Genomic DNA, 11238 nt, shown 5'->3' with positions numbered 1-11238 from the left:
CGCCGGACGCGCGCAGCTCGGTCCTCGCCTGCGCGGTCCACAGGCGGGCCCCGTGGCGTTCGAACGTCTCCAGCGCCGTGTGCAGATGGTTCCGCGCGGCGCCGGGGCGGCGGTCGCGGCGCAGCGCGCTGCCGTACAGCAGCCGGGTGCGTGCCGACTCGAACTCGCACACCCCTTGGCCGTGCAGGTCGAGCGCCTCGCGGAACAGCTCGTCCGCCTCGCCGGGCGCGGCGAGCAGCGCGCGGCAGCGGGCCACGAGCGCGCGCAGGTCGGGGCTGCGGGTGCTGCCGACCCAGCGTTCGAGCACGCGCAGCGCGGCGGCGGCACGTTCGCGGTCGCCGGTACGCGCGCACGCCTCGATGAGGTGCGGCGTGGCCATGACCCGGATCACGACGTGGTTGTTGCGCCGCTCCGCGCGCAGCCGGGCGGCGGCGTCGGCGGGACGGCCCGCGGCCAGGTCGAGACAGGCCAGCGCCCAGGTGCCGATGGCGCCCGCGATACCCAGCTCGTGAACGTCGGCCATCTCGATCGCGGCGTCGGCCCGCACCCGGCAGGTGTCCCCGTCTCCTTCGACGGCCGCCGTCATCGCCAGCCAGGCCAGGTGCTGGGCGGCCGTGTTGGGCTGGCCGGTGTCCTCCGCGAGCCGCAGTCCCTCGGTCGCGGTCGCCGCGACGGAGGCGTACCTGCCCATCCAGATCTCCGGATAGATCATGTACTCGAGCAGCTGCGGGACGGCGGAGGCGGCGCCGCGCAGCCGGGCCGCCTCGACGGCGCGGGCCGACAGGCGGTGCGCGGTGGCGTCCTCACCGAGCAGCAGGCTGGCCACGCACGCCCACACGAGCACCGCCGGATCGTGCACGGAGCCGGCCAGCTCCACCACGCGCCGCAGCGGCCCGGCGGCCTCCTGGTGCGAGCCGCTGAACGTGGAGGCCATGCCCGCCAGATACTCGAACATGAGCTGGGCCGGGGCGCCGTCGTCGGGGCGGCGCAGCGAGGCGGCCTGGCGGGCGATCGCGATGAACGCCCGGTTGTCACCCGCCCGGTAGCTGGCGTCGGCGGCCCTGACGAGCGCGCGCACACCCAGCGTGCGGTGGCTGGCCAGCAGGCGGGCCGCCGCGGCCAGAAGCTCCTCGCGCGCGCTGCCGGTCTCGCCGCGCAGCAGCTCCAGGTTGCCGCTGAGCAGCTGTACGCGGCCGCGTACGTCGTCGGGCGCGGTCAGCGAGCGGAGCCTGGCCAGCAGTGCGCGGGCGACCTGGGGCCGTCCCGCGATCCACGCGTGCCTGGCGGCGGCGGCCAGCCGCTCGGCCTTGGCCGGACCGTGCTCGGTGAGCTCGGCGGCACGTTCGAGCGCGAGGTACGGCTCCGGCCCGCCGGGCGGGCGGGCGTTCAACGCCTCCGCGGCCAGTTCTGCGGCCAGCCGTTCCGCGTCCGGTCCCGCCGGTGCGTCGAGCGTGCAGGCCCGGTGCCAGGCCCGTCGCAACCGGCTCTCGGGGGTGTCCGCTTGCCGCTCCTCCAGCAGCGCCGCCAGTACGCGGTGGGCGTGGCGGCGGCGGGCGAGAGGAGCGCCGTGGTAGGCGACCCCGCGTACGGCCGGGTCGTCGAAGTCGTAGCGGTCTCCCGCCGTGTGCAGGATGCCCGCGCGTTCGGCCGGCTCCAGGGTGGTGAGCGCGCAGGCGGGGCGGGCGGCACGGATCAGCGTCGCCACGTCCACGCCGGGATCGGCGGCGATCAGCAACACGAGCCGCCGGGTGTCCTCCGGGAGGGCTGCCAGGCGGGCGGCGTACGTACGCCACAGCCGCCCGCCGCGGGGGAGCGTGGCGGGCGGGACGGCCAGGCCGGCGAGCTGGTCCGGGGTGAGGCCGCCGACCAGCTCGGCCAGCGCGAGGGGGTTGCCGCGGGCGACCTGGTCGAGCGCCGCCAGCAGGTCGCCGGCGATCCCGCCGGGCACAAGGTCGCCGGCCAGCTTCCGCACCGCCGCCTCGTCCAGCCCGCCCAGCACCCGGACCGGCACACCCTCCAGCCTTTCCGCTCCTGTGGCGAACAGCAGCGCCACCGGCTCGTGCGACACCCGCCTCGCCACGAAGGCGAGCACCTCCCGGCTGGCCGGATCCAGCAGGTGCACGTCGTCCACACAGGCCAGCACCGGCTGCCGCGCCGCCACCGCCGTCAGCAGGCCGAGGACGGCGGCGGGCAGGGCGAGTCCGGAGGGTGTTCCCGCCTCCATGGCCTCCACCAGCGTGCGCTGCTGCGTCGCGGGCAGCGCGGCGACCGGGCGCAGCACAGCGTGAAGACCGGCGTACGGAAGGTGCGACTCCGACGCGACCCCCGAGACGCGCAGTACGCGAAAGTCCTGGCCGGCGTGCGCGGCGGCCAGGTCGAGCAGCGCCGTCTTCCCCATCCCTGGCGCTCCCGCCAGGAGCAACGCGCCGCCGGAGCCGGAGCGGGCGCCGTCCAGTAACCGGAGCAGGACACGTTCCTCCTCGCCGCGGCCGCGCAGCGCGGGAACGGGTGCGATATTGGACATGCCGTCCAGTGTCGCCCGGGGACGTCGTACGAGAAAGGGATGATCTGGGCCGGCCGGTGATCTCACGCCTGGCATCTGGCCAAGGCGCAGTACGAGCAGCTGCTCGACCGGTACCCCGAGGACGACCTCGTGGCCAGGGCGAAGAAGGGGAAGGACCGGGCCGGGCTGCAGATCGAGCTCGCGAACGTACGGCGGCTGCTCAAGGGCGGCTCCGTGACGAGCCGAAGTACTGCGCCAATCCGGCGCCCTATCGCGGCGCGGATCCCTACCGGGGCAAGGGGCCGCACCGCGCGATGCTGTTCGGCAGGGGCGATCACAAGAAGAAGCTGCCCTCGCCATGGCTGGCCAAGGACCCTGCCGACGCCGTGCTGGTGATCTGCGCCGGCGACACCAAGGACGGGTCCGCGGTCAGAACCTGCCCCTACAACTCCACCTTCAGCATCGGCGGGTTCCGGAACGTGACGTTCAGGAAGCGGAAGATCCCTGTTCGCGTCTACGAATTGCGGACCGGCAAGCGCGTGGGCCCGCGCAGCGTGCAGATCGGTGGCTCCAGCTGTCCGCGCCGCATCTACTACAAGTACTACGTTACCGACCTCGGCCCACCCCCGGAGAAGTTCGTCAAGTCGTCCAAATCGGACGTGCGTGCGGCGTACGGATCGCTGATCAAGCCGTGAACCCGGACCGCCGTCACGAACACGGCTCGTACTCTCAGGTGACCGTGGGGACCGGGTCCTTGCCGAAGACCCAGGGCGCGAAGACGATCATCCACCGTGTGCCATGTCATACCTTTCCTTGATATTTCGCAGCACGGGCCACCTTGCCGAGCGGCCTCAGCGGGTCCACACGGGATCGGCCCGCCGTCTCCGGGCCAGCCGATCGGTGACGGCGGGCAGGAGCCCCGGGGGAGGGAAGAGCACGACCACGATGAGGAGCAGGGCGTAGGCGGCCCAGGCGGGTCACATGGCCGCGGTTGCGTCGCCCATACGATAGGTTCCGTCGTCGAATGTGGCGGTCAGTTCCAATCGCCCGCCGATGGCCTCGACGTAGCGGGCCAGCACTTCTACCGAGGCCACATCGCCGTTCTCGATCTGGGACACGCGCATCTTGGTCACCCCCATCCTCCCGGCTACGTCGGACTGTGTGAGCCCGGCATTTTTGCGCCGTTCGGCCAGGTGCCATGCATGCACATACGCATCGATCATGCGCCGCGTCTCGGCCAGCGCCTTCTCTCCTCCGGCGCGCTCCACGTGCTCGTCACGGATGTCTCGCCACTTCTTGAAGCTGGTCATCGGCTCCCCTCCTCGGCGCGTTCCGTCAGGTATGTCTGGTACAACTCTTCCGCTTGCCGTATGGCCTTGCCGTACCAGCGGTCGGGCGCAGCGGGCTGCTCGCGGATCTTGTCGCCCGCGATGAGCAGGATGGCGCTGCGCCATGGATCGAACACGAACAAGATACGCAAAGCGCTGGTGCCGGTGGAGCGGGGGCGTAGCTCCTTCAGGTTTGCGACGGTGGAACCGTTGATCTTGCCGACCTGGGGACGTCCAAGACCGGGGCCGTGCTCTCCAACATGTTGATGTGCTCGACGGCGAGCCGGTAGGCGAGCATGTCGGTGTCAGCCAGCTCGTGGAGCCATGCGTCTACCTCGTCGGTCAGGCGGATCTCATACGGCACGCCTCAAAGTATAGTGGACCCTTTACTTTGGGGCGTCGCTGCTGTGTCCCTGTCAGCGGGTTTTCACGGACGGTTCTTTTCGCCTCCGGACCAGCCGGTCGGTGACGGCGGGCAGGAGGCCCTGGGGGAGGAAGAGCACGACCACGATGAGGAGCAGGGCGTAGACGGCGTACGACAGCACGCTGGGCGCGTACGTCGGCATGCCGGGCAGCGAGCTCAGCGTGTTGAGCCCCTGCAGGAGCAGCGTGATCGCGCTCGCCCCGATGACGGCGCCCCACGTCGTGCCGAGCCCTCCGACGACGGCCATGACGATGTACTGGATGGACATGAGCACCGGGAACGACCCCGGGGCCACGTAGCCGGTGTAGAAGCAGTAGATGCCGCCCGCCAGCCCGGCGAAGGCCGCCGACAGCGCGAACACGGTCAGCTTGTAGCGGCCGACCGGGATCCCCGAGGAGGCGGCCGCGGTCTCGCTGGTGGCCAGGGCGCGCAGGGCGCGGCCGGGCCGCGAGGTGATGACGTTGTGCGTCACCAGCATCACCAGCGCGACGCCCGCCCAGGTCAGGTACGCGTACGTTGTCGCGCCCTCCGCCTCCCACGACCCGATGGAGAACTGCGGGATCGCCTGCAACCCGATGTCGCCGCCGGTGAACTCGAGCTGACCGGCCAGCGACAGCAGGATGAGCTGCATGGCGAGCGTCGCGAAGGCCAGGTGGTGCCCGCGCAGCCGCAGCAGCGGCGTGCCGATCACGAGAGCCGACAGGGCGGCGACCACGGGCGCGGCGATCAGGCCCGCGAGGGGCGGCACGCCGTTGAGCGCGAGCAGCGCGGCGGTGTAGGCGCCGATGGCGTAGAAGGCGCCCTGGCCGAGCGAGACCTGACCGGCGTACCCCATGAGCAGCGACACCCCGACGGTGACCATGGCGGCCAGGCCGAGCAGGATGTAGACGGGCAGCGCGCTCTCGTCGAGCACGGATGGCAGCGCGAGCGTGACGGCGGCGATCAGCAGCCCGGCCACCAGCCTGATCATGTGGACTCCAGGGAGATGACCGAGCGGCGGCTCGCTTGGACGATCATGACGACGAGCATGAGACCCAGGGCCACCTCCAGCTGGTGGGAGCCGTAGCCGTAGCCGGCGGCCATGGTCTCGGCCACGCCGAGCAGGAGCGCGCCGATGAGCGTGATGACGGGCCGGGTGAGGGCGCCGAACACGGCGGCGGCGAACCCGTTCACGATGAGCGTGACGTCGGTGTCGAACGAGATCGGCCGCAACGGCGTCACCAGCACCCCGGCGATGCCGCCGAGCAGCCCGCCCAGCGCGAACGCCAGCAGCCCCATCTTCCTGACGTCGATGCCGACGACCCGAGCCGCGTACGGGTTGGAGGCGCAGGCCGTCAGCGCCTTGCCCAGGTAGGTACGGCCGAAGAAGAGCGCCAGCAGCACGAACGTGGCCGCCGTCACGCCGATGACGAGCAGGTGCTGGGTCTGGATGCGCGCGCCCGCCACGATCACCGAGCCGGCCAGGCCGGGCGCCGAGCGTGGCTGGTCACCCCACAGGACGATCTCGACGGCGTACGCGAGCACGCCCACGCCGAGCGTGACGATCAGTGCCGACAGCGGCGTGGTGCCGCGCTTGCCGATGGCGGCCAGCCCGGTGAGCAGACCCGCGACCGCCGCGGCCAGCACGGCGGCCAGCTCGCTCAGCCCGTGCGGGAACCCGAGGCCGAGCAGCGAGGACGTGCACAGTCCCGCGACGACGGCGAACGTGCCCTGGGCGAAGTTGACCACGCCGGTGACCCGGTGGATGGCGACCAGGCCGCTGGCGATGAGCGCGATCGCGCATCCGACCGCCAGGCCGTTCAGGAGGTAGGTGAGGAATGCGCTCATGCGGCCGCCCCTCGCCGGCGCCTTCTCATGTGACCGCCCTTCCGGGATGCGCTCATGTGATCGCCCCGCCCAGGTACGCGCTGGCCACGCGCGGGTCGTCGGCCAGCACCGCGCACTCACCCTCGGTCACCAGCCGCCCGGACTCCAGCACGTACGCCCGCCGGCACAACTCGAACGCCAGCCGCGCGTTCTGCTCGATGAGCAGCACGGTCAGCCCCTGCTCGGAGTTGAGCGCGGTGAGGTGGGCGGCCAGGTCGGCGGTCACGGTGGGGGCGAGGCCCAGGGAGAGCTCGTCCACGACGAGCACGTCGGGCCGCGACATCATGGCCCGGCCGAAGGCCACCATCTGCTGTTCGCCGCCGGACAGCACCCCCGCGCGCCGGCCGGCGAGCTCGGCGAGCCGGGGCAGCAGGTCGTAGACGAGGGAGGGGTCGCGCTGCCCCGAGCGCCAGCCGCCCAGCGCGAGGTTGTCGGCCACGCTCAGGTCGGGGAAGAGCTGGCGGCCCTCGGGGATGAGCGCCACCCGGCCGTCGGAGCGCACGGTGCCGGAGGTGGGCTTGAGCAGGCCGGCGAGCGTGTTGGCGAGCGTCGACTTGCCGGCGCCGTTCGGGCCGAGCAGGGCGACCATCTCGCCGCGCCCCACCGTGAGGGCGAGGTGGTCGAGCGCGGTCGCGGTGCCGTACGAGACAACCAGATCCTTGACGTCGATCATGAGGCCTGTCCGAGATAGGCGGCGAGCACCAGCGGGTCGGCCCGCACCTCGGCGGGGGTGCCGTCGGCGATGACCTGCCCCAGGTCGAGCACCACGACGCGGTCGGCGAGCCGGGTCACGAACGCCACGTCGTGCTCGATGAGCAGGATCGTCAGGCCGCTCGCCCGCAGTTCCTCGATCAGCGTGGCGAGGCGTTCGCGTTCGTTGCCGCGCAGGCCGGAGGCGGGCTCGTCGAGCAGCAGCAGCCTGGGCCGCGCGCACAGGGCGCGGGCGAGTTGCAGTGCCCGCTGCTGGCCGATGGGCAGCAGGTCGGCGGGCTGGTCGGCCCACTCGGCCAGGCCCACGCGTTCGAGGGCGCGGTCGGCCTCTGCGGCGATCTCGCGCTCGTCGCGCCGGTGCCGGGGCAGCCGCAGCGCGGCCGAGACGAACCCCGCCCGGGTGCACCCGTGCAGCCCCACCATGGCGTTCTCCCTGACCGTCATGCCGCGGAAGACGCGGGCGGCCTGGAAGACGATGGACATGCCGAGCCTGGCCCGCCGGTGCGCCGCGAGCCGGTCGACGCGGTGCCCGAGGAAGGAGATCCGGCCGTGCTCGGCGGCCAGGTGGCCGGTGATGAGGTTGAACAGCGTGGACTTGCCGGCGCCGTTCGGGCCGATGACGCCGCAGACTTCGCCGTCCGCGACGCTCAGCGAGACGTCGCGGACGGCGTAGACGCCCCCGAAGGAACGCGAGACCCCGGTGACCTCCAGCACGCCCTACCCCGCCGCGGTGACGGTCTTGGCGAGCTGTTCCTCGGCCCACTCGGTGGGGACGAACTGGCCGTCCTTCACCGTGTTGACCGAGATGTACTCCGGGGAGAGCCCGGAGTGGTCGGTGGGGGAGTAACGGAAGAGGCCGTTCGGCGTGATCAGCTCCATCTTCTCCAAAGCCTGCTGGATCTTGGTCTTGTCGGTGCTGTTCGCCTTCCTGATCGACTCGAACAGCAGCAGGCTCGCGCTGTATCCGTCCTGCGCGAACTGCGGCGGAGGATAGCCGTGTTTCTGCTCGTACGGTGTGGCCATCTGGTCGATGACCTGCTTCTGCTTGCCGTCGGGCAGGTGCTCGCCGACCACGCCGATGGCGCTCTGCACGATCATGCCCTCCGCGGCTTCACCCATCGGCTCCAGCCAGAGCTTGCTGGCCTGCGACCCGGTCAGGAACAACGGCGTCTTGAGCCCGGAGGACACGTACTGCTTGGCGGCGGTCACGCCGGGCGCGCCGGAGCCCCAGAACACGAGCGCCTCGGCCGGCGAGTCGCGCACGTGCTGGAACAGCGGGCTGAAGTCGGAGGTCGTGGTCTCGTACGACTCGTCGACGGCGATCGTCACGCCGTACTTGGGGGCCAGCTCGACCATCGCCTCGTGCCCGGAGACCGAGTAGGCGCTCTTGGAGTCCCAGGCGACGGCGACCGTCTTGATGCCCTCGGCCTGGATGTACTGCAGGTAGCGCTCGGCGTACATGCTGGACAGGGCCGGGGTGACGAAGATGTACGGCTTGATCGGCTCGACCTGCTCCTGCGTGGGGGCCAGCGACAGGTACGGCATCTTGTCGCGCTGCGCGAGCGGCTCGATCGCGAGCGCCGAGTTGGAGAAGACCGGCCCGATCAGCGCGTCGATCTCGCCCTTGATCTGGTTGTAGGCCACGATGCCCTGGTCGGGGGCGGTCTTGTCGTCGCGGGTGACCAGCTCGACCGTGCGGCCGAGCAGCCCGCCCTGCGCGTTGACCTGTTCGACCGCCAGCTCGACGGCCTTCTTGTCCTCGCTGCCGAGCGGGGTGTAGTTGCCGGTCAGGGAGACGATGAGCCCCACCTTGATCGGATCTTGCGCGCTCGACCCGTCACCGCCGCCGCCGCTGCCGCCGCACGCGGCGACGGCGAGCACGAGAACGGCCAGGGACGGGAGCAACCTGCGCATCAGGACCTCCGTGCTCACTGCGTGAGGCGGCTCGGTCGCTAGGGAGCCGTCGCGTGTGGCCCGAATGTAGGCAGGTACATTACGGCTGTCAATAGATTGCCGAATATCTGGGGGAGGGCTGGATGCGGCCTCAATCGGTGATTCTGACCTTTCTAGGAGATCACGTATACGGTCGAGGGGTCTGCGTCGCGTCGAAAAGTTTCATCGAGGCGTTCGCCAGGGTGGGGATCTCCGAGGAGGCCACGCGCTCGACGCTGACCCGCATGGTCCGCCGCGGCCTGCTGCGCCGGCGTCGTTCGGGCCGGCGCATGTACTTCGGCCTGACCCCTACGAGCGCCGAGGTGCTCAAGGACGGTGAGCGGCGCATCTGGCACAGCGGCGTGGTCAACGACGCGGACGACGACCGCTGGACCCTGATCGGCTTCTCACTGCCCGAATCGTGGCAGCGGCAGCGGCACGAGCTGCGCTCGCGGCTGATCTGGGCCGGGTTCGGGCCGCTGCAGAACGGGCTCTGGATCGCCCCCGGCGAGGTGGACCCCGCCGAGGTGGTCGAGGACCTCGGGGCAAACGTGAAGGTCTTCTCCGCCGAGCCGAGACGTCCGACCGACATGCCCACCCTGGTGCGCGACGCGTACGACCTGGAGGGCCTCGGAGATCGTTACCGGGAGTTCCTGCGCCGCTGGGATCAGGCCGATCCCGCGCCCGAGGCGCCCGACGACCTGGCCCGCTCGCTGATGTTGCTCACCGGCTGGCTGCAGATCATCAGGGCCGATCCGCGGCTCCCGCTGCGTTACCTTCCGGACGACTGGCCGGCGGAGAAGGCCCAGCGGGTCTGCCACGCGCTGCACGAGCGGTTCAGAGGGGAGGCGGTGGCGGTCGCGGACGGGCTCCTCGACACCGTCCCCGACGAAAGTTGGGCAGAACGGTGACAGCGATCGCCAGGTGGCCTAACTTGAGGGCTTGAGCGTCAAGGAGTGCCGATGCGGAATCAGGGGACAGGCTCGTGGCCGGCACGCAGGGCGCGCATGACGCCCGAGCGGGTGGCGCTGAGCTACCTCGGGCACGATCGCACCTACCGTGACCTGCGCGACCGTACGTACCGGCTGGCCTCGGCGCTGTCCGGTCTCGATGTGCGGCGCGGCGACCGGGTGGCCTTCCTGGGGGCCAACCAGCCCTCGATGGTGGAGACGTTCTTCGCCGCGGGGCTGCTGGGCGCGGTGTTCGTCCCGCTCAACACCCGGCTGGCCACGCCCGAGCTGCGCTACATCCTGGAGGACGCCGACGCGAAGCTCCTCGTGCTGGGCGAGGGGCGGGACGGCGCCGGACTGCCGGGCGAGCACATCCCGCCGGACGCGTACGACGACCTCCTGGAGAGCGGATCGCCCGAGCCCGTCGACGAGCCCGTGGGCCAGGACGACGTGTGCCTGATCATGTACACGTCGGGCACGACCGGCCGCCCCAAGGGCGCCATGCTCACCCACGGCAACCTGACGTGGAACACCGTCAACCTGCTGGTCGACGTGCCCTTCGCGCACGACGAGGTGACGCTGGTCAGCGCCCCCCTGTTCCACATCGCGGCGCTGGCCCAGACACTGATCCCGACCGTGCTCAAGGGCGGCAGGGTGGTCCTGGAGCCGTCGTTCGACGTGGAGCGCACGTTCGACCTGATCGCGTCGGAGCGGGTCACGGTGATGTTCGGGGTGCCGTCGATGTTCGGCTTCCTCGCGCGCTCGCCGCGCTGGGCGGGGGCCGACCTGTCGAGCCTGCGCCACCTGCTGTGCGGTGGCGCGCCGGTGCCCGAGCCGCTGATCAGGACGTACCAGGAGCGAGGGTTGACGTTCCTGCAGGGGTACGGCATGACCGAGACCGCGCCGGGCGCCCTCTTCCTCGGCGCCGAGCACTCGATCGCCAAGGCGGGCACGGCCGGTGTGCCCTGTTTCTTCTCGGACGTCCGCCTGGTCGCGCCCGACGGCTCCGCGGCCGGACCCGGCGAGCCGGGCGAGGTGTACGTCCAGGGCCCGAACGTGATGCCCGGCTACTGGGGGCGGCCCGAGGAGAGCGCGAAGGTGCTCTCGCCGGACGGCTGGTTCCGCTCGGGAGACGTCGGCGTCGCCGACGAGGACGGCTACGTACGCATCTCCGACCGGCTCAACGACGTGATCATCTCCGGCGGCGAGAACGTCTACCCCGCCGAGGTGGAGAGCGTCCTGTACGGCCACGAGGCGGTCGCCGAGTGCGCGGTGATCGGCGTGCCCGACGACCGGTGGGGCGAGGTCGGCAAGGCCCTGGTGGTGACGCGGCCGGGAGCCAAGGCCGACCCCGCCGAACTGCTGGCGTACCTGGACGGGCGGCTGGCCCGCTTCAAGATCCCGAAGTCTCTGGAACTCGTCCCCGAACTGCCCAAGAACGCGGCGGGCAAGCTGCTCAAAGCCCCGCTGCGCACGCTCTACGGAGGCTCCGACGACGGCCTCCATCCGAGGAGATGATCAGTA

The 11238-nt window shown here is 71.3% G+C and carries 12 protein-coding genes; 3 read left to right on the top strand and 9 right to left on the bottom strand.

The window, feature by feature from the left end:
* The coding region (locus GUY59_RS32440; protein ID WP_138204054.1) for an AAA family ATPase at positions 1-2524 on the bottom strand (2524 nt) is incomplete at its 3' end.
* Between the two features lie 293 nt (positions 2525-2817).
* On the opposite strand from GUY59_RS32440, the gene GUY59_RS32435 reads away from it, so the two are divergent.
* A complete protein-coding gene (locus GUY59_RS32435) occupies positions 2818-3198 on the top strand; it encodes a hypothetical protein (RefSeq protein ID WP_138204057.1) in 381 nt (126 codons plus the stop codon).
* Positions 3199-3480: 282 nt separating this feature from the next.
* Here GUY59_RS32435 and GUY59_RS32430 read toward each other — a convergent pair whose 3' ends face one another.
* From GUY59_RS32430 to GUY59_RS32400, 8 genes are read right to left on the bottom strand one after another with little or no spacing between them, the layout of a single operon-like run.
* Positions 3481-3813: a helix-turn-helix domain-containing protein gene (locus GUY59_RS32430; protein WP_138204059.1), complete on the bottom strand. Its 333-nt coding sequence runs from the start codon at positions 3811-3813 to the stop codon at positions 3481-3483.
* The gene (locus GUY59_RS32425; RefSeq protein ID WP_252375093.1) at positions 3810-4046 is read right to left on the bottom strand and encodes a type II toxin-antitoxin system RelE/ParE family toxin; all 237 of its coding nucleotides are present in this window, start codon (positions 4044-4046) and stop codon (positions 3810-3812) included. The genes GUY59_RS32430 and GUY59_RS32425 overlap by 4 nt, the downstream gene beginning before the upstream one ends.
* Positions 4019-4195: a hypothetical protein gene (locus tag GUY59_RS49185; protein ID WP_236667719.1), complete on the bottom strand. Its 177-nt coding sequence runs from the start codon at positions 4193-4195 to the stop codon at positions 4019-4021. The genes GUY59_RS32425 and GUY59_RS49185 overlap by 28 nt, the downstream gene beginning before the upstream one ends.
* 52 nt (positions 4196-4247) lie before the next feature.
* On the bottom strand, positions 4248-5225 hold the full coding sequence (locus GUY59_RS32420; protein ID WP_138204060.1) for a branched-chain amino acid ABC transporter permease: 978 nt from the start codon (positions 5223-5225) through the stop codon (positions 4248-4250).
* Positions 5222-6082: a branched-chain amino acid ABC transporter permease gene (locus GUY59_RS32415; protein ID WP_138204061.1), complete on the bottom strand. Its 861-nt coding sequence runs from the start codon at positions 6080-6082 to the stop codon at positions 5222-5224. The genes GUY59_RS32420 and GUY59_RS32415 overlap by 4 nt, the downstream gene beginning before the upstream one ends.
* Before the next feature lie 52 nt (positions 6083-6134).
* Positions 6135-6794 carry an ABC transporter ATP-binding protein gene (locus GUY59_RS32410; protein ID WP_138204063.1) on the bottom strand — a complete coding sequence of 220 codons (660 nt, stop codon included), beginning with the start codon at positions 6792-6794 and terminating at the stop codon, positions 6135-6137.
* The gene (locus tag GUY59_RS32405) at positions 6791-7546 is read right to left on the bottom strand and encodes an ABC transporter ATP-binding protein (RefSeq protein ID WP_138204065.1); all 756 of its coding nucleotides are present in this window, start codon (positions 7544-7546) and stop codon (positions 6791-6793) included. Before GUY59_RS32405 ends, GUY59_RS32410 begins: the two co-directional genes overlap by 4 nt.
* 3 nt (positions 7547-7549) lie before the next feature.
* Positions 7550-8746: an ABC transporter substrate-binding protein gene (locus GUY59_RS32400; RefSeq protein WP_138204067.1), complete on the bottom strand. Its 1197-nt coding sequence runs from the start codon at positions 8744-8746 to the stop codon at positions 7550-7552.
* Positions 8747-8868: 122 nt separating this feature from the next.
* Between GUY59_RS32400 and GUY59_RS32395 the strand changes: the two genes are divergently transcribed.
* Together GUY59_RS32395 and GUY59_RS32390 are read left to right on the top strand one after the other, a co-directional pair.
* The gene (locus GUY59_RS32395) at positions 8869-9675 is read left to right on the top strand and encodes a PaaX family transcriptional regulator (RefSeq protein WP_138204070.1); all 807 of its coding nucleotides are present in this window, start codon (positions 8869-8871) and stop codon (positions 9673-9675) included.
* A 51-nt stretch (positions 9676-9726) separates the two neighbouring features.
* Positions 9727-11232, top strand: a complete 1506-nt coding sequence (locus GUY59_RS32390) for an acyl-CoA synthetase (RefSeq protein WP_138204072.1) — start codon at positions 9727-9729, stop codon at positions 11230-11232.
* The last annotated feature ends 6 nt before the right edge of the window (positions 11233-11238 follow it).

Source organism: Nonomuraea sp. K271 (assembly GCF_009908215.1).
GTDB classification, from domain to species: domain Bacteria; phylum Actinomycetota; class Actinomycetes; order Streptosporangiales; family Streptosporangiaceae; genus Nonomuraea; species Nonomuraea longispora.
The sequence above is the reverse complement of the archived record's forward strand: the minus strand, read 5'-3'. Positions and strand labels throughout refer to the sequence as shown.

What these genes read in the sequence shown, in the direction of transcription:
- GUY59_RS32435 (WP_138204057.1), top strand. Translation starts at nt 2,818, where the DNA reads ATGCTGTTCGGCAGGGGCGATCACAAGAAGAAGCTGCCCTCGCCATGG.
- GUY59_RS32430 (WP_138204059.1), bottom strand. Translation starts at nt 3,813, where the DNA reads ATGACCAGCTTCAAGAAGTGGCGAGACATCCGTGACGAGCACGTGGAG.
- GUY59_RS32420 (WP_138204060.1), bottom strand. Translation starts at nt 5,225, where the DNA reads ATGATCAGGCTGGTGGCCGGGCTGCTGATCGCCGCCGTCACGCTCGCG.
- GUY59_RS32415 (WP_138204061.1), bottom strand. Translation starts at nt 6,082, where the DNA reads ATGAGCGCATTCCTCACCTACCTCCTGAACGGCCTGGCGGTCGGATGC.
- GUY59_RS32410 (WP_138204063.1), bottom strand. Translation starts at nt 6,794, where the DNA reads ATGATCGACGTCAAGGATCTGGTTGTCTCGTACGGCACCGCGACCGCG.
- GUY59_RS32400 (WP_138204067.1), bottom strand. Translation starts at nt 8,746, where the DNA reads ATGCGCAGGTTGCTCCCGTCCCTGGCCGTTCTCGTGCTCGCCGTCGCC.
- GUY59_RS32395 (WP_138204070.1), top strand. Translation starts at nt 8,869, where the DNA reads ATGCGGCCTCAATCGGTGATTCTGACCTTTCTAGGAGATCACGTATAC.
- GUY59_RS32390 (WP_138204072.1), top strand. Translation starts at nt 9,727, where the DNA reads ATGCGGAATCAGGGGACAGGCTCGTGGCCGGCACGCAGGGCGCGCATG.